Origin of the sequence: Rhodococcus sp. NPDC058532, from assembly GCF_042719255.1 — a bacterium.
Classification (GTDB): Bacteria; Actinomycetota; Actinomycetes; order Mycobacteriales; family Mycobacteriaceae; genus Rhodococcus_G.
The window spans coordinates 473859-490440 of record NZ_JBHXNU010000001.1; the positions used below are offsets into that span (position 1 = coordinate 473859).

Genomic DNA, 16582 nt, shown 5'->3' on the forward strand with positions numbered 1-16582 from the left:
AGACCGTCCCGACATAATCGGGTGGTGCCGTTCTTCACCGGGGCCTCCGGGCAGGTCCACCACCGTCGCTGGCCGTGCCCCGACCCCGTCGCCGCGCTGGTGTTCCTGCACGGCATGGGGCAGCACACGGGCCACTATCACCGGTTCGGGCGGGCCCTCGCCGCCGAGGGCATCGAGACCTGGGCACTCGACCACGTCGGGCACGGGCTCAGCGAGGGCGAACCCGGCCACCCCGGTTCGCTCGACGTGCTCGGGGCCAACGCGCTGCTACTCGCCGACCTCGCCGCACACGACCGACCCGGGCTGCCGCTCGCGGTCATGGGGCACTCGCTCGGGGCCGCCACCGCGATCGCCGCGCTCGGCGCCGCGCCGGACCGGTTCGGGGCCGTCGTGCTGTGCGGGCTTCCGCGCGCCGCCGCGGCCGATCCGGGCGCGGTCGGCGGGGTGCTGGCGCCGATCCTGGTGGTGCACGGCGTCGACGACCGGCTCGCCCCGATCGACGGTGCACGGGCGTGGTCGGCCGCCGTCCCGACCGCGGACCTCCGCGAGTACCAGGACGCGGGCCACGACCTGCTGCACGAACCGGTGCATCGGCGGGTCACCTCCGACGTCGCCGCGTTCCTCCGCGCTACCGTTCGGGCATGACACCCGACGAGCATGTCGCCGTGCTGCGGGCCGAGGGCATGCGCCTGGCGGCGATGCCCCCGGACGCGCTGGGCGCCCCGGTCCCGACGGTGCCGGGGTGGACCCTGGAACGGGTGATCCGGCACACCGGGAAGGTGCACCGCTGGGTGACGGGCGTGCTCGCCGCCGGGCCGGGCGCCACCCTCGCCGGGTCCGCCGACGCCCCGCCGCTGCCGCACGGACCCGGCTGCCTGCCCGCCTACCGGGAGTCCCTCGATGCGCTGCTCGCCGAGCTGTCCGGCAGCGACGTCGACCGGGCCGCACCGACCCTGACCGGCCCGGGCACGGCCCGGTTCTGGGCGCGCAGGCAGGCGCACGAGGTGACGGTGCACCGGGTGGATGCAGCCGACGCGGTGCACGCCGCCGGTGGCCGGCCGCCCGCGCCGGTCGATCCGCGCTGCGCCGCGGACGGTGTCGACGAGTGGGCGCGGCTGATGCTGCCGCGGGCCGTCCCGCAGATTCCGAACACGTTGCACGGCAAGAGCGTTCACCTGCATGGCACCGACACCCCGGATGCGGAGCTGCTGCTCGCCTTCGGCGCCGACGGAGTCCGGGTGGAGGCCGGACACGGGAGGAGTACTGTGGCGATCCGCGGCACAGCGGAGGACCTGTTGCTCACGATGTGGCGCAGGCGCCCGCTTGCCGCACTGGAGATGGTCGGCGACGCCGACGTCGCGCGCCGGATGATCGACGCCGCCAGGATTTAGGCCCGGCCACCGCATCCCCACGCCAGCCCGGCCGCCCGCTGCGCCGCCGCAAGCGCCCCGGCGAGCGCCGCGTCGGTGAGGGCGGCGTCGTCGAGGTCGGGGCACGCGAGCACGGTGACCGGTCGGTCGCCCGCGCTCACCGTCGATGCCCCCGGCGCGTAGTCCGGACCGCTGAGCGACAGGACGGCCTGCATCGCGGTCCACGCGTCGGCGCCGAACGTCACCGCCGCCCGCACCCAGGGCCCCAGCTCGTTCCATCCGTCCGCCGGGTCGTCGACGATGCGGGCGCCGAACAGTTTCTGCCCGCTGGCCTCCCGGTCGCCGGGGAGCGCCGCGACCCCAGCCAGGTGCAGCGCGCGCAGGAGCCGCGGCTCGGCGACCGCGCCCGGACCAACAAGCAGCAGCTTGGGGAACCGATCACCGAAGCCAGGAACTGTCGTCGTCATGCCCGCCATTGAACCCGATCCCGCTGAACCCAATCCGGCTGAACCCGAACCGCCGCGAACGGCAAATGGGCCGCCTCCCGCGGGAGACGGCCCATTCGGCGGCGCCGGGAACGTCCGCCGGTGACGTCAGGTGTAGATCGCCTCGATGGCGGTGCCGAACGTGTCGTGGATGACGTTGCGCTTGAGCTTGAGCGTCGGCGTCAGCTCCCCGGTCTCGATGGTGAAGTCCACGTCGAGGATGCGGTACTTCTTGATCTGCTCCGGGCTGGAGACCTTTTTGTTGCCCTCGGCGATCGCGGCGTCGACCTCGGCGACCAGGTCGGGGTGCTTGACCACCTCGGCGATCGGCAGGTCGGCGGCGACCCCGTTGCGCTCGCGCCAGCCGGGCAGCGCCTCCTGGTCGATCGTGATCAGCGCACCGATGAACGGCTTTGCGTCGCCGACGACGAGGCACTGGCTGATCAGCGGGTGCGCACGCAGGGCGTCCTCGAGGACCGCGGGGGCGACGTTCTTGCCGCCCGCGGTGACGATGATCTCCTTCTTGCGGCCGGTGATCGAGACGAAGCCGTCCTCGTCGATGGAGCCGAGGTCGCCGGTGTGGAACCAGCCGTCGCGGATCGAGTCGGCGGTTGCTGCGTCGTTGTGCCAGTACCCGCCGAACACGACCGGGCCCTTGAGCAGCAGCTCGCCGTCCTCGGCGATCTTCGCGGCGTGCCCGTTGAGCGGCTTGCCGACGGTGCCGACCCGCTGCGCGGTGGTGGTGTTCACGGTGACGGCCGCGCTGGTCTCGGTGAGGCCGTAGCCCTCGTAGACCGGGACGCCGATGCCCCGGAAGAAGTGGCCGAGGCGGGCGCCGAGCGCGGCGCCGCCGGACACGGCGCGGTCGCATTCGCCGCCGAGCGCGGCCCGCAGCTTGCCGTAGACCAGCTTGTCGAACAGGGCGTGCTTGAGCTTGAGTCCGAGGCCGGGCCCGCCGTTCTCGATGGCCTCGCTGTACGCGATCGCCGTCTCGGCGGCCTTGCCGAAGATCTTGCCCTTGCCGCCGTCCTCGGCCTTCTGCTTCGCCGAGTTGTAGACCTTCTCGAACACCCGCGGCACCGAGAGGATGAAGTTCGGCTTGAACACCGCGAACTGGTCGACCAGCGTGGTCAGGTCGGCGGTGTGGCCGACGGTGACCTTGTTGTCGAACGCGCCGAACGAGATCGCGCGGGCGAACACGTGGGCGAGCGGGAGGAACATCAGGGTGCTGCGGCCCTCGTACATCGCGTCGGCGAGGGCGATCTTCACGGCCTGCGACTCCGCGCTGAAGTTGCCGTGCGTGAGCTGCACGCCCTTGGGCCTGCCGGTGGTGCCGGAGGTGTAGATGAGGGTGGCGGGGGAGGAGGCCCCGACCTGCCCGCGGCGCTCATGCAGCGCCTCATCGGTGATCTCGGCGCCCCGGGCGGTGAGCTCGTCGAGCGCGCCCGCCTCGATCTGCAGCATCTCCCGCAACGCGGGCGCCGCCTCGGCGACATCCTTGACGGTGGCGGCGTGCTTGGCCGTCTCGACGACGAGCAGCGCGGTCGCCGAGTCCTCGAGGATCCACTGGGCCTGGTCGGCGGACGAGGTCTCGTAGATCGCGACGGTGCAGCCGCCCGCGGTCCAGATCGCGTAGTCGAGGACGACCCACTCGTAGCGGGTGGCGCACAGGATCGCGACCCGGTCGCCGAGCTCGATGCCGGACGCCATCAGCCCCTTGGCGACGGCCGTGACCTGGGCGGCGAACTCCGCCGCGCTGACATCGACCCAGGCGCCGCCGACGAGCTTCTTGAAGGGCACATGCTGCGGGCATTCCTTCTCGAAGCGGAACACCGTGTCTGCCATCGAGACGTCGTCCGGAACGGAAAACGACTGCGGAACTTCGAACTCTCGCACTTGGGGACCCTCCAGGACTACCGACACATACGGGTGTGCATTGCATCACATTCCGGCGGGGGATGCACGAGCTTCCCTGTCCGGAATGACCGGATGTAACGCCGCCGAAACAAGGTGTCTGTTACTCGAAGTTCCGCGAACTGTGACTTTGCGGTGTCCGGCGCAGGGGAGTGAGGCGTAGATCACGTTTTCAGCGCCGCCCGCACCTCGTCGTCGGTGAGCTGGTGAAAGTCGCGGTAGGCGCCGCCGACGCCCCCGAGCCACCGGGGCACGAGGGGGCACACCACCTCGTCCGCGACCGCGCGCAGCCGATCCATCGCCTCCTCCGACGACACCGGCATCGCGACCACCACCCGGGCGGCGGCCCCGGCCCGCGCGACCAGGCAGGCGACCTCGGCGGTCGCGCCGGTGGCCATCCCGTCGTCGACGAGGACGACGGTCCGCCCGGCCATCGGGATCGGCGGGCGGTCGCCCCGCAGCAGCCGGACCCGCCGGTCCAGTTCGCGGCGCTCGGCGGTCTCCGTGCTGGACAGGGTCAGCGGCGATACCCCGGACCGGCCGATCACGTCCTCGTTGAGCACCCGGACGCCGCCCTCGCCGATGGCGCCCATCGCCAACTCCGGCTGCCACGGCAACCCCAGCTTCCGGACCACGATGACGTCGAGGTCCCCGGCAAGGGCCCGGGCCACCTCGACGGCCACCGGCACGCCGCCGCGCGGCAGTCCCAGCACCAGCGGGTCGGTGCCGCGCAGGTGCCCGAGGGAGGTGGCCAGGTCGCGGCCCGCCTCGGCGCGGGTGGCGTAGAGCATCGCACCGTCGACGCTACGCCGCACCCGGCCCGGGCACTATCGTTCGGCGACCCCGAAGCGCCGCAGCGTCAGCGCCGGATTGACCGCCCGCACCTGGGCGATCCGGTCCGCGGTGGCCTCCGCGCGGGCGGTGCCGACGCGCTCACCGAGGGCGGCGAGGACCACGCCCATCGGGTCGACGATCATCGAGCATCCCGAGCCGGTGCGGGCGCTCTGGTCGGCGGCGGCCACGTAGATGGTGTTCTCGATGGCCCGGGCCCGGACCAGCGTCGCCCAGTGGTCCTCCTTGAGCGGGCCGGGCACCCACTGCGCGGGCAGCGCGAGCACGTCGGCGCCCGCGTCGACGATCCGCCGCGTCACCTCGGGGAAGCGCAGGTCGTAGCAGGTTTGCATGCCGAAGGTGAGGCCGTCGACGGTGAAGGTGACGGGATCGGTGATCGGGCCTGCCCGGTAGACGTCCGACTCCCGGTAGCCGAACGCGTCGTAGAGGTGGAGCTTGCGGTACACGGCGGCGAGGGTGCCGTCCGGAGCGGCAGCGACGAGCGTGTTCGAGATCCGGTCGTCGCCGGGCAGCGACTCGTTCACCCCGGCCACCAGGTGCACGCCGACCTCGGCGGCGACCGCGAGCAGGCCGGAGACGAACGGCCCGTCGAGCGGTTCGGCCGAGGCGGCGACCCCCGCATCGAGCCGCGGCGCGGTGTACATCGCGTACTCGGGGGCGACCACCACCCGGGCACCGCGGGAGGCGGCCTCGCCAACGAGGGTGCGGATCACCCGGAGGTTGTCGTCCTTGCCCGTTCCCGCGGAGAACTGGGCCACTGCGATCTCGACCATGCGCCCATTGTGCGCACGGCCGAGATCGGGCCGCAGCGGGAGGTCAGGACATGTCGCCCACGGTCGAGACCAGGTTGCCCTGCATGAACTGGTGGTACGCGGGCAGGTCGAGCATGCCGTGGCCGGAGAGACCGATCACCAGCACCTCGGGTTCGGTGAGCGTCCTCGCGTACTCGGCGCAGGCGGCGATCGCGTGCGACGACTCGGGGGCGGGGACGATGCCCTCGGCCCTGGCGAACTGCACACCCGCGGCGAACGACGCGGTCTGGTCGACGGCCTTGCCGGTCACGTAGCCGAGGTCGACGGTGTGGCTGAGCAGCGGCGCCATGCCGTGGTAGCGGAGTCCGCCCGCGTGGATCGGGTCCGGCACGAAGTCCTGTCCGAGGGTGTGCATCTTCAGCAGCGGCGTCAGGCCGGCGACGTCGCCGTGGTCGTACCGGTACTCGCCCTTGGTGATCGACGGGCACGCGGCGGGCTCGACGGCAATGACCCGGGTCTGCGCGCGGCCGTGCAGTACCTCGCGGATGAACGGGAACGCCAGGCCGGCCAGGTTGGACCCGCCCCCGGCGCACCCGAACACGACGTCGGCGTTTGCCTCGCCCGCGCCGCGCAGCTGCTCGACGGCCTCGAGGCCGATGACGGTCTGGTGCAGCACCACGTGGTTGAGGACGCTGCCGAGCGCATAGCGCGCGTTCGGGTCGCCCGCGGCGACCTCGACCGCCTCGCTGACGGCCATCCCGAGGCTGCCGGGGGTGTTCGGGTCGTCGGCGAGCATCTTCCGGCCCGCCTCGGTCAGCGTGGACGGGCTCGGATGCACGGTGCCGCCGTAGGTCTCCATCAGGAACCGGCGGTACGGCTTCGACTCGTACGATGCCCGCACCTGCCACACCTCGAGGTCGATGCCGAACTTCGCGCACGCGAACGACAGCGCCGAGCCCCATTGCCCGGCACCGGTCTCGGTGGTGATCCTGGTGACACCGTCCTGCGCGTTGTAGTACGCCTGCGCGACGGCGGTGTTGGTCTTGTGGCTGCCGACCGGGCTGACACCCTCGTACTTGACGTAGATGCGCGCCGGGGTGCCCAGTGCCTTCTCGAACTCGCGCGCCCGGATCAGCGGCGCGGGCCGCCACGTCCGGTAGACCTCGCGGATCGGCTCGGGGATCGCGATGTACTGCTCGGTGGATGCCTCCTGCTCGATCAGGCCGGACGCGAACAGCGACTCCAGGTCGGCCGGTGTGACCGGTTCCCTGGTCCCCGGGTGCAGATGCGGCGGCGGGGGCACCGGCAGATCCGCGGCGATGTTGTACCAGTGGGTGGGGATCGGCGTGTCGGCCACGGGGCGCTCCTGGTGTCGAAAGGCGGGTTTCGCCCCGCATTGTGCCCGGGATGGTGATCAGGGTTACCTCGGCCGGGTGGCCGCGGGTCGGCCGCACCGGCGGACATCGACTAAACTCCTGGTGAAATGAGTGACACCGAGCAGTACCCCGAGCCGGAAAACGACAGCACCACATTTGCCGATCTCGGCATCGACGATCGGGTGCTGCGGGCACTGACCGACGTCGGGTACGAGTCGCCATCGCCGATCCAGGCAGCCACCATCCCGCCCCTGATGGCGGGCAACGACGTGGTGGGCCTCGCGCAGACCGGCACCGGCAAGACCGCCGCGTTCGCGGTGCCGATCCTGTCCCGCATCGACCCCGAGCAGAAGCGTCCGCAGGCGCTGGTGCTCGCGCCGACGCGGGAGCTGGCGTTGCAGGTCGCCGAGGCGTTCGGCAAATACTCCGCACACATCCCGGGGCTGCACGTGCTCCCGATCTACGGCGGCCAGTCCTACGGGGTGCAGCTGTCCGGGCTGCGGCGCGGCGCGCAGATCATCGTCGGCACCCCCGGCCGGGTCATCGACCACCTGGAGAAGGGCACCCTCGACCTCTCGCACCTGGACCACCTGGTGCTCGACGAGGCCGACGAGATGCTCAAGATGGGGTTCCAGGAGGACGTCGAGAAGATCCTCTCGGAGACCCCCGAGTACAAGCAGGTCGCGTTGTTCTCGGCGACGATGCCTGCCGCGATCCGCAAGATCTCCAAGCAGTACCTGCACGATCCGGTCGAGATCACCGTCAAGGGCAAGACCTCGACCGCAACGAACATCACCCAGCGCTGGGTGCAGGTCGCCCATCAGCGCAAGCTCGATGCGCTCACCCGGATCCTCGAGGTCGAGCCCTTCGAGGCGATGATCATGTTCGTCCGCACCAAGCAGGCCACCGAGGATCTCGCGGAACGCCTTCGCGCGCGGGGCTTCTCGGCGGCCGCGATCAACGGCGACATCGTGCAGGCCCAGCGCGAGCGGACCATCGGTCAGCTCAAGTCCGGCGCCCTCGACATTCTCGTCGCCACCGACGTCGCCGCCCGCGGGCTGGACGTCGAGCGCATCTCGCACGTCGTCAACTACGACATCCCGCACGACACCGAGTCGTACGTGCACCGGATCGGCCGTACCGGCCGCGCGGGCCGGTCGGGCGACGCGCTGCTGTTCGTTGCGCCGCGCGAGCGGCATCTGCTCAAGGCAATCGAGCGGGCCACCCGGCAGCCGCTGACCGAGATCCAGCTGCCGACCGTCGAGGACGTCAATGCGCAGCGGGTCGCGAAGTTCGGCGATTCGATCACCGAGTCGCTGAGTTCCGAGAACCTGGCGCTGTTCCGCCGACTGATCGAGGACTACGAACGCGAGCACGACGTGCCGCTCGCCGACATCGCGGCCGCGCTGGCCGTGCAGTCCCGGGACGGCGAGGCCTTCCTGATGGCCCCCGAGCCGCCCGCGCCGCCGCGCAAGGAGCGGGAGCCGCGGGAACGTCCGCCGCGCCGATTCGACGACGAGGGACCGAAGATCGGCCGCAACGGCCAGGAGATGGCCACCTACCGGATCGCGGTCGGCAAGCGGCACCGGGTGGTGCCGGGCGCCATCGTCGGTGCCATCGCCAACGAGGGTGGCCTGCGGCGCAGCGACTTCGGGCACATCAGCATCCGCCCCGACCACAGCCTCGTCGAGCTGCCTGCCGATCTGGCCGCCGAGACCCTCGAGGCGCTGCGCGCCACCCGGATCTCGGGCGTGCTGATCCAGCTCACCCCCGATCAGGGTCCGCCCGGGCAGCGCCCGCCGCGCGAGGGCAAGGGCCGCTTCGGCAAGGGCAAGTTCGACAAGAAGCCCAAGCGCGACCGGTACTGAACCGGGCGGCCCACCCGATCGGTCGGCGGCGGCTCAGCGCGCGCTGGGTCGCCGCTCGCCGTGCGCGTCCCGGACGGCAGCGACGAAGGTCGACTTGCGGGCGTTGTAGCTGGCGCGGAAGTCGTCACAGTCGTGGACGCCGTCCATCGTGGATTCGGTGAGGAACCGGAAGTGGTCGGTGGCGGCGTCGACGACGGCGGTGGGTGCGAGCAGGCGCAGCTCGTTGACCATGCCATCGAGGTCGACGATGGCCCTGGCGAGGGCGCGCAGCTTCGGGTCGCTGGACTCGAGGGCGCGCTCGAGGTCCGCCTCGGCGAGCGTGTCCCCGTCGATCTCGACGATGCTGTTGTGCGCGGTGTCGGTCGCGGCGAGGAACCGCACGTAGATCGCGCGAACCTGTGGGTCGTGCGGTGCGGTGCGCGCGGCCGGTGTCGGGGCGGGACGCCCCCGCCGAACCGCGAACACTCCGAGCAGCATGCCGATGATCATCGACACCGGAACCGCCCACCACGGGGCGGCCTGTGAGCTGAACGTGTCGATCACGGAATCCACTTGCCGACCCTAGCAATTCGCTGGCATCACAGCACGGAGCGGAGGTACTCCAGGTCGTCGGCGAGTCCGTCCGCGGGGGTCTCGAGGATCACCGGCGCCTGCGCGGTGCGCACCACCTCGGCGAGCACCTCGGCGTCGATGGTGCCCGAGGCGAGGTTGGCGTGCCGGTCCCGCGCCGAGTTGAACTCGTCGCGGGAGTTGTTCAGGTGCACCAGGTCGATCCGGCCGGTGATGGCCCTGACTCGCTCGACGACCCCGACGAGATCCTCGCCGCCCGCCCAGGCATGGCAGGTGTCGAGGCAGAACCCGGCGCCGAACTCGCCGACCGCGTCCCACAGCCGGGCGATGTCGTCGAAGCGCCGGGCCATCGCGGCGTCCCCGCCCGCGGTGTTCTCGATCAGGATCGGGACCGCGAAGCCGCCCGCGTCCGCCTCGCGTTCGAATAGCTTGCGCCAGTTGGCGAATCCCGCGGCGGGATCCTCACCGTCGCGGACATGACCGCCGTGCACGACGAGGCCGATCGCGCCGAGGTCGGCGGCGGCGGTGGCCTGCTCGGTCACCGACTTGCGGGACGGGATCCGGATCCGGTTGTTCAGCGATGCCACGTTGATGACGTACGACGAGTGCACGACGACGTCGATCGGGCTTTGCCGGATCTGCTCGGCCTTCGGGTGCGGGGTCAGCTTGTTCCACTTCTGCGGGTCGGTCAGGAACAGCTGGACGATCTCCGCGCCGAGGGCCTCGCCCGCCCCGATCGGGTCGTCGTCCTGGCGTACATGGGCTCCGATGCGCATGGGATCAGCGTAGGCGTTCAGGGGCCGACGATCCGGCGGACGACACCGAGCAGGTCCTCCATCTCCTGCGGTGACGCCGCGAACTCGGTGCCGGAGTGGGCGGCCCGGTAGTAGAGGCCGTCGCCGAGCAGCATCACCGCCCGCGCCGCCGACGGGTCGGAGATCTCGTCGGTGAGGGCGTCCATCCAGCCCTGCTGGATCCGCAGCAGCGCCTGCTGCGCCGCGGTGTTCTCGCCCTGGCTGAGGCGGGTGGCGGCGATGATGGCCCGGTCCAGCCGGGAATTCTCGAAGTTGGAGGTCCGCACGTAGTAGGCGGCCGCGCCCTCCGGCGCGGCGCGCATCCGCTGCGCGTCCTCGGCGGCCAGTTCGGTGAGGTGGTCGAGCAGGCCGTCGATCAGGGCGTCCTTCGAGCCGAAGTGGTAGAGCAGTCCGCCCTTCGAGACCCCGGCCGCGGTCGCGACGGCCTCGATGGTCGCGGCGCGCTCGCCCTGCTCGATCAGGATCGTGACGAAGGCGTCGAGCAGCTTGGCTCGCGCGGCGGGTGGTCGGGACACGGACGTGATGCTACCCACGCCATTCCTGTACCGTCCAGCTGGTACAGTAATGGCGTTCGTTTCGATCATCCCGCACCAGAAATCCGGAGAGTCATGTCGACCCACGTCCTCGATCGCCACGAGGCCACCGCCGTCCCGACCGCAGGCAGGCGTGGCTGGATTGCCCTGGCGGTGCTGATGCTGCCGGTGCTGCTGGTGTCGGTGGACAACACCGTGCTCTCCTTCGCGCTGCCGTCGATCTCCACCTCGCTCGGACCCACCGGCGCCCAGCAGCTGTGGATCATCGACATCTACCCGATGGTGCTCGCGGGCCTGCTCGTCGCGATGGGCAGCATGGGCGACCGGTTCGGCCGCCGCAGGCTGCTGCTGATCGGCGCCACCGGATTCGCCGCGGTGTCCGTGTTCGCGGCCTACGCGCCGACCCCGGAGATGCTGATCGCGTCCCGGGCGATCCTCGGCTTCTTCGGTGCGATGCTGATGCCGTCGACGCTGTCGTTGATCCGCAACATCTTCCATGACCCCGCGCAGCGCCGACTCGCCATCGCGATCTGGGCGTCCTGCTTCGCGGCCGGTGCGGCGCTCGGCCCGATCGTCGGCGGCTTCCTGCTCGAACACTTCTGGTGGGGGTCGGTGTTCCTGCTCGCCGTGCCGGTGCTGATCCCGCTGCTCGTGCTCGCCCCGATCTTCGTCCCGGAGTCGAAGGACCCGAACCCCGGTCCCGTCGACCCGATCAGCATCGGGCTCTCGCTGCTCGCGCTCGCACCGATCGTGTACGCGATCAAGAACCTCGCGCACGGCGGCGACCTCACCGCGACCCTGGTGCCCGCGGCCGTCGGCCTGGTCGCGACCCTCGGATTCGTCCGCAGGCAGCTGCGGCGGGCCCAGCCGATGCTCGACATGCGGCTGTTCACCAGCGCCACGTTCTCCGGCGCCGTTGCCGTGAACCTGCTCAGCGTGTTCTCCCTGGTCGGGTTCATGTATTTCGTCTCGCAGCACCTGCAGCTGGTGCTCGGTCGCAGCCCGATGCAGGCCGGTGTTGCGCTGCTGCCGGGGCTCGCGGTGATGGTCGTTGCCGGTCTTGCCGTTGTCCCGCTGGTGCGCCGGGTCCGGCCGTGGCTGGTGGTGGTGGTTGCGCTGCTGTTCTCGTCGCTCGGCTACCTGACCGTGCTGCTGTTCGTCTCCCCGACCGCGGTCGCGCCGGTCCTGATCGCGTTCGCGCTGCTCGGTGCGGGCATCGGCGCCGCCGAGACCATCTCCAACGACCTGATCGTCGCTGGCGCGCCGGCGGAGAAGGCCGGTGCCGCGTCGGCGGTCTCGGAGACCGCGTACGAGATCGGCGCGGTGCTGGGCACCGCGGTGCTCGGCTCGATCCTGATGGCGTCGTATCGCTCGCACCTGACCCTGCCCGCTGGGCTCGACGAGCAGGCCGCGGCACGGGCCGCCGAGACGCTCGGCGGTGCGCACGGCGTCGCGGCGGACCTGCCAGCAGGCCAGGGCTCGGCGCTGCTCGAGTCCGCGCACGCCGCCTTCGACGCTGGCGTGGTTGTCACCTCGGCGATCGGTGTCGTGACGATGGTGGTGGCGGCGGGCCTGGCATATCTGACGCTGCGGCCGCGTCCCTGACCTGGCCGGCCACCGAAGATCAGGGTGGTCCCTGATGGCGCGGACGGCGGGCTGCCGGTAAGGATGGACGGGACGGGCCGTCCGGTCCGATCGCATCGGACCAGGAAAGGCCGTCATGAGCGCGCACGCCGCACCCGACCCGACACCCCCGATCGAGGCCGTCGCGGCCCGCGCGGTGAATCTGACCAAGACGTACGGTTCCGGGGAGACGGCGGTGACGGCGCTCGGCGGCGTCGACGTCGACTTCGGTCGCGGCGAGTTCACCGCGATCATGGGGCCGTCCGGGTCCGGCAAGTCCACGCTCATGCACTGCCTCGCCGGACTCGACTCGGCAACGTCGGGATCCGTCCTGATCGGGGACACCGACCTGACCGGGCTGTCCGACAAGGAGATGACGGCGCTGCGCCGCGACCGGATCGGGTTCGTCTTCCAGGCGTTCAACCTGGTACCGACGCTGACGGCGCTGGAGAACATCACCCTGCCGCTGGACATTGCCGGGCGCAAGGTCGACCAGCAGTGGCTGGACTCGGTGCTCACCCGGCTGGGGCTGACCGACCGGCTCGGCCACCGGCCCAGCGAACTGTCCGGCGGCCAGCAGCAGCGCGTCGCGTGCGCGCGGGCCCTCGCCGGGCAGCCGGAGATCATCTTCGGCGATGAGCCGACCGGCAACCTGGACTCGCATTCCTCGGGGGAGGTGCTGTCGATCCTGCGTGCCGCGGTCGACGAATTCGGGCAGACCGTCGTCATCGTCACCCACGACCCCCGGGCCGCCAGCCACGCGGACCGGGTGGTGTTCCTCGCCGACGGGCAGATCGTCGACGAACTGCGGGAGCCGACCGCGGACACCGTCCTCGACCGGATGAAGGGCCTCGACGCCCGCGTGAGCGTGCAGGGCTGACGATGGCACAGAACCCGATGCGCAGGGTGTCCCTGCGCAACCTCGCCGCGCACAAGGTGCGCCTGGTCCTCACGGTCCTCGCCGTGGTGCTCGGCACCGCATTCGTGACCGGATCGTTCGTGTTCACCGACACCCTGCAGCGCACCTTCAACGGGCTGTTCGAGGACGCCGCGAAGGGCGTCGACGTCCGGGTGTCGAGCCCCGAGCGCGGATCGAGCGGGGTCCCGCTCGAGGACATCGCCACGATCGAGTCGCTCCCCGGTGTGCGGACGGTCGTGCCCGCCGTCGAGGGGCAACTGGTGCTGCTCGGCGCCGACAAGACCCCGGTCCAGACCGGCGGTGCGCCCAGCATCGGCTCGACCTACGTTCCGCCCGAGCAGGCGCTCGGCGAACCGGAGACCTTCGTCGTCGGTGCCCCGCCGTCCGCGCCGGGCCAGATCGCGCTCAACGAGGGCGGTGCCGAGCGCGCCGGACTGTCGGTCGGCGACACCACCCAGGTGCTGGTCCCCGCGCACGGCGTCCTCGACGCGACCGTGACCGGCGTCTACGACGTGCCAACGGACACCGGCGGATTCGTCGGCGCCCTGTTCACCGCGGACCAGGCCACCGAGCTGTTCACCGACGGCGCGCACGTGAACTACATCGACGTGGCCGGGGACGGCAGTGCAGGCCCGGAGCAGTTGCGGGACGAGGTCGCGACCGCGCTGCCGGATGCGAAGGTGCAGACCGGCGACGAGGTGCGCGAGGACGTGAAGGCGGAGGTTACCTCCGCGCTCAAGTTCGTCAACTATTTCCTGCTCGCCTTCGGTGCGATCGCGTTGCTGGTCGGCACGTTCATCATCTACAACACGTTCTCGATGATCGTCGCGCAGCGGCTGAAGGAGCTGGCGCTGCTGCGGGCGATCGGTGCGAGCCGCGGCCAGGTCGGTCGGTCGGTGGTGACCGAGGCGCTGGTGGTCGGGGTGCTCGGCAGCGCGATCGGCATCGCCGCTGGCGTCGCCCTCGCGTACGGGCTGCGGTCCATGCTGAACGCCTTCGACGTCGGACTGCCGTCCGGCCCGCTGCAACTTGAGCCGCGGACCGTGGTCGTCGCGCTGGTGATCGGCGTCTTGGTGACCGTCGTCAGCGCCTACGCACCGGCCCGCCGTGCGGCGAACACGCCGCCGGTTGCCGCGATGCGGGAGGAGTTCGCCGCTGCCGGCGACACGCTGCGGGTCCGCACGCTGGTCGGGGCGATCATCGCGGTGATCGGCATCGCGTTGCTGGTGGCCGGGTCCCAGGGCACCGGCGGCGGGGCGGCCGCGACCGTCGGGTTGGGGGCCGCTGCCCTGATCCTCGCGGTGCTGCTCGCCGCGCCTGCGCTGTCCCGGCCGGTGGTCGGGGCGCTCGGTGCTGCGCTGGCACGTCCGTTCGGCGCGGTCGGCAGGCTGGCCCGCACCAACGCGGTCCGCAATCCGCGGCGCACCGCGGCGACCGCGTTCGCGTTGACCCTCGGGTTGATGTTGGTGACGGTGATCGGGGTGTTCGGCTCGTCCGCGAAGGCGAGCATCGATGAGCTTGTGGACTCCGGCATCACCGCCGACTACGTCCTCACCGGTCCGCAGCAGATCGGTGTTCCGGTCGGGGTTGCTCCTGCCGTCGCCAAGGTGCCCGGCGTCGAATCCGCCGTTGCGTTGCACCTGATGCCGGTGCAGATCGACGACGAGGACACGTTCGGTACCGGCATCGGGGGACAGCTCGACGGTGTCATCGACTACGAACTGCGTTCCGGCAGCGCCGATCTCGCTGGCGATACCGTCGTCGCCTCGGAGTCCTTTGCCGCGGAGAAGGGCTGGACCGTCGGATCCCCGGTCACGATGACCAACCGGGACGGCGTCGAGGTCACCGCGCCGGTCGGCGGCATTCTGGCCGACAACCAACTGCTCGGCGACTGGTTCACCTCCGAGTCGGTGTATCAGCAGCTGGTGCCCGCGTCGATGCGCGCCGATCTGGCGGTGCTCGTGCAGGCGGCGCCGGGCACCGACGTCGCCGCGTTGCGCGGCGACCTGGAGAAGGCCAGCGACCCGTTCCTGGTGGTGCAGGTCAAGGACCGTGACGAGTTCAAGGGCGAGCAGGCCAAACAGATCGACACCCTCCTCGCCGTCCTGTACGGGCTGCTCGCGCTGGCGGTGGTGATCGCGATCCTCGGCATCGTCAACACCCTCGCGCTGTCGGTGGTCGAGCGGCGCAGGGAGATCGGCATGCTGCGGGCGGTCGGCATGCAGCGTCCGCAGGTGCGTCGCACCATCTACATCGAGTCGGTGCTGATCGCGGTGTTCGGTGCCGCGGTGGGCGTGCTGCTCGGGCTCGCGTTCGGGTGGGGCTTCGTCCGCACCCTCGCCGACGAGGGGCTCGGCACCGTCGCGGTGCCGTGGGGTCAGGTGGTGGCGATGCTGCTCGGCTCCGGCGTCGTCGGCGTCCTCGCCGCGCTGTGGCCCGCCAGCCGCGCCGCCCGGACGAAGCCGCTGGAGGCGATCGCGGGAGTCTGACCGCAACCGTGATACAGGCTGTGCCGGTGGGTGTATTGCCCACCGGCACAGCCGTTTCGGGGTGGGCCCGACTATCTTCGAACGAATGTGCGCATGGTGGCCCGATTGTCGGAGCGGGCCGGTATGATCGAAACCATGTTCCCCTGAGCTGATCGATGTATGTCCTTGATGTAGTTCATGTAGACCGCTTCTCTGGCGCAGCTTTCGGGCGACACCGTCCTCTAGGGTGTCCACGATGAAGCGCCAGTCGGCTCTTCTTCTCGTTGTGAAGGTGAGGCAAACTCCGCGCCAATGCGGTGCTTCAAACGGCAATTTGCCTGCCAGCTCTCGCGCACGAAGTATGCGCCGATGCCGCAGCCTAGAAGAGATCGTACTGACCGCCTGAAAACCGCGAAAAGCCGTGAACGGACAGGTGAGCCCGGAGGAGTTTCGCCCGGTTGCCTGCGACCCGGTCCGGCCCCCGGCGCCGCCCGCGCCCCCACCGAGCGTCGGCGCGATCGCGGACGCCATCCTCGCTGCCGTCCGGGTCGACCCGACCCTCGCGACCGGTAGGCGCGCCGACGGGCATGGTGGCCTGCTGCGTCCGCCGCCGGGCGCACTGACCTATCGGCCCGACGCCGCGACGGCCGCGCTCGTGCGGGCCAGGGACCGGCACTGCCGGTTCCCCGGCTGCGCGCGGCCCGCGGCGCAGTGCCAACTCGACCACATCACCGAGTACCGCACCCGCACCCCGCGCGCCGGCGGCTGGACCAGCGTGTCGAACCTGCAGTGCCTCTGCGCCTTCCACCACCAACTCAAGACACTCGGGCTGTGGCGGGTCAGCGCGCTCGGCAGGCCGGGTATCGGAGGCAACGCCCTCCTGTGGCTCTCCGCCCTCGGCGCAACGGCCGTCACCCTCCCGGGCGGAGCGACTGGCACCTGGGACGACTCTGGCCTCCGGCCCCGCATCGCGGGATGCCGCGGCACACCCACGCGTGCACCATCGGAACCCGACCCGGATCCGGCGCCGTACTGAC

General features: G+C 71.0%; 15 protein-coding genes. 7 read left to right on the forward strand and 8 right to left on the reverse strand.

The window, feature by feature from the left end; genetic code table 11:
* The first annotated feature begins 24 nt into the window (after positions 1-24).
* Together ACFWQG_RS02085 and ACFWQG_RS02090 are read left to right on the forward strand one after the other, a co-directional pair.
* Positions 25-645 carry an alpha/beta hydrolase gene (locus ACFWQG_RS02085; protein WP_378506052.1) on the forward strand — a complete coding sequence of 207 codons (621 nt, stop codon included), beginning with the start codon at positions 25-27 and terminating at the stop codon, positions 643-645.
* A complete protein-coding gene (locus ACFWQG_RS02090) occupies positions 642-1391 on the forward strand; it encodes a maleylpyruvate isomerase N-terminal domain-containing protein (protein WP_378505895.1) in 750 nt (249 codons plus the stop codon). The genes ACFWQG_RS02085 and ACFWQG_RS02090 overlap by 4 nt, the downstream gene beginning before the upstream one ends.
* On the opposite strand, the gene ACFWQG_RS02095 is transcribed toward ACFWQG_RS02090, so the two are convergent.
* The 5 genes from ACFWQG_RS02095 to ACFWQG_RS02115 form a co-directional block, all read right to left on the reverse strand.
* Entirely contained in the window at positions 1388-1837 is a 450-nt protein-coding gene (locus ACFWQG_RS02095) for a hypothetical protein (protein ID WP_378505896.1), read from the reverse strand. The genes ACFWQG_RS02090 and ACFWQG_RS02095 overlap by 4 nt on opposite strands.
* A 126-nt stretch (positions 1838-1963) precedes the next feature.
* On the reverse strand, positions 1964-3751 hold the full coding sequence (locus tag ACFWQG_RS02100; protein ID WP_378505897.1) for an AMP-dependent synthetase/ligase: 1788 nt from the start codon (positions 3749-3751) through the stop codon (positions 1964-1966).
* 182 nt (positions 3752-3933) lie between these two features.
* A complete protein-coding gene (locus ACFWQG_RS02105) occupies positions 3934-4560 on the reverse strand; it encodes a phosphoribosyltransferase (RefSeq protein WP_378506053.1) in 627 nt (208 codons plus the stop codon).
* Between the two features lie 36 nt (positions 4561-4596).
* On the reverse strand, positions 4597-5394 hold the full coding sequence (locus ACFWQG_RS02110) for a carbon-nitrogen hydrolase family protein (protein WP_378505898.1): 798 nt from the start codon (positions 5392-5394) through the stop codon (positions 4597-4599).
* A 43-nt stretch (positions 5395-5437) separates the two neighbouring features.
* The gene (locus ACFWQG_RS02115) at positions 5438-6730 is read right to left on the reverse strand and encodes a TrpB-like pyridoxal phosphate-dependent enzyme (protein WP_378505899.1); all 1293 of its coding nucleotides are present in this window, start codon (positions 6728-6730) and stop codon (positions 5438-5440) included.
* 126 nt (positions 6731-6856) lie between these two features.
* Here ACFWQG_RS02115 and ACFWQG_RS02120 point away from each other — a divergent pair, with 126 nt between their 5' ends.
* The gene (locus ACFWQG_RS02120; protein ID WP_378505900.1) at positions 6857-8617 is read left to right on the forward strand and encodes a DEAD/DEAH box helicase; all 1761 of its coding nucleotides are present in this window, start codon (positions 6857-6859) and stop codon (positions 8615-8617) included.
* A 33-nt stretch (positions 8618-8650) separates the two neighbouring features.
* On the opposite strand, the gene ACFWQG_RS02125 is transcribed toward ACFWQG_RS02120, so the two are convergent.
* The 3 genes from ACFWQG_RS02125 to ACFWQG_RS02135 are packed head-to-tail and all read right to left on the reverse strand — an operon-like array spanning position 8651 to position 10517.
* Positions 8651-9169, reverse strand: coding sequence for a hypothetical protein (locus ACFWQG_RS02125; protein ID WP_378505901.1), 519 nt, complete (start codon positions 9167-9169; stop codon positions 8651-8653).
* Positions 9170-9195: 26 nt separating this feature from the next.
* Positions 9196-9963, reverse strand: a complete 768-nt coding sequence (locus ACFWQG_RS02130; RefSeq protein ID WP_378505902.1) for a deoxyribonuclease IV — start codon at positions 9961-9963, stop codon at positions 9196-9198.
* Between the two features lie 17 nt (positions 9964-9980).
* The gene (locus ACFWQG_RS02135; protein WP_378505903.1) at positions 9981-10517 is read right to left on the reverse strand and encodes a TetR/AcrR family transcriptional regulator; all 537 of its coding nucleotides are present in this window, start codon (positions 10515-10517) and stop codon (positions 9981-9983) included.
* 93 nt (positions 10518-10610) lie between these two features.
* Between ACFWQG_RS02135 and ACFWQG_RS02140 the strand changes: the two genes are divergently transcribed.
* The 4 genes from ACFWQG_RS02140 to ACFWQG_RS02155 all read left to right on the forward strand — a co-directional run bounded on the left by ACFWQG_RS02140 (position 10611) and on the right by ACFWQG_RS02155 (position 16581).
* Complete coding sequence (locus tag ACFWQG_RS02140) at positions 10611-12140, forward strand: MFS transporter (RefSeq protein WP_378505904.1); 1530 nt, start codon at positions 10611-10613, stop codon at positions 12138-12140.
* 115 nt (positions 12141-12255) lie between these two features.
* Positions 12256-13038: an ABC transporter ATP-binding protein gene (locus ACFWQG_RS02145; RefSeq protein WP_378505905.1), complete on the forward strand. Its 783-nt coding sequence runs from the start codon at positions 12256-12258 to the stop codon at positions 13036-13038.
* A gap of 2 nt (positions 13039-13040) precedes the next feature.
* On the forward strand, positions 13041-15566 hold the full coding sequence (locus ACFWQG_RS02150; protein WP_378505906.1) for an ABC transporter permease: 2526 nt from the start codon (positions 13041-13043) through the stop codon (positions 15564-15566).
* Positions 15567-15966: 400 nt separating this feature from the next.
* The gene (locus ACFWQG_RS02155; RefSeq protein ID WP_378505907.1) at positions 15967-16581 is read left to right on the forward strand and encodes an HNH endonuclease signature motif containing protein; all 615 of its coding nucleotides are present in this window, start codon (positions 15967-15969) and stop codon (positions 16579-16581) included.
* The last annotated feature ends 1 nt before the right edge of the window (position 16582 follow it).

Bases quoted from the DNA above. Each gene is read 5' to 3' on its own strand.
- ACFWQG_RS02090 (WP_378505895.1), top strand. From the start codon at position 642: ATGACACCCGACGAGCATGTCGCCGTGCTGCGGGCCGAGGGCATGCGC.
- ACFWQG_RS02095 (WP_378505896.1), bottom strand. From the start codon at position 1,837: ATGACGACGACAGTTCCTGGCTTCGGTGATCGGTTCCCCAAGCTGCTG.
- ACFWQG_RS02105 (WP_378506053.1), bottom strand. From the start codon at position 4,560: ATGCTCTACGCCACCCGCGCCGAGGCGGGCCGCGACCTGGCCACCTCC.
- ACFWQG_RS02110 (WP_378505898.1), bottom strand. From the start codon at position 5,394: ATGGTCGAGATCGCAGTGGCCCAGTTCTCCGCGGGAACGGGCAAGGAC.
- ACFWQG_RS02120 (WP_378505900.1), top strand. From the start codon at position 6,857: ATGAGTGACACCGAGCAGTACCCCGAGCCGGAAAACGACAGCACCACA.
- ACFWQG_RS02130 (WP_378505902.1), bottom strand. From the start codon at position 9,963: ATGCGCATCGGAGCCCATGTACGCCAGGACGACGACCCGATCGGGGCG.
- ACFWQG_RS02140 (WP_378505904.1), top strand. From the start codon at position 10,611: ATGTCGACCCACGTCCTCGATCGCCACGAGGCCACCGCCGTCCCGACC.
- ACFWQG_RS02145 (WP_378505905.1), top strand. From the start codon at position 12,256: ATGAGCGCGCACGCCGCACCCGACCCGACACCCCCGATCGAGGCCGTC.
- ACFWQG_RS02150 (WP_378505906.1), top strand. From the start codon at position 13,041: ATGGCACAGAACCCGATGCGCAGGGTGTCCCTGCGCAACCTCGCCGCG.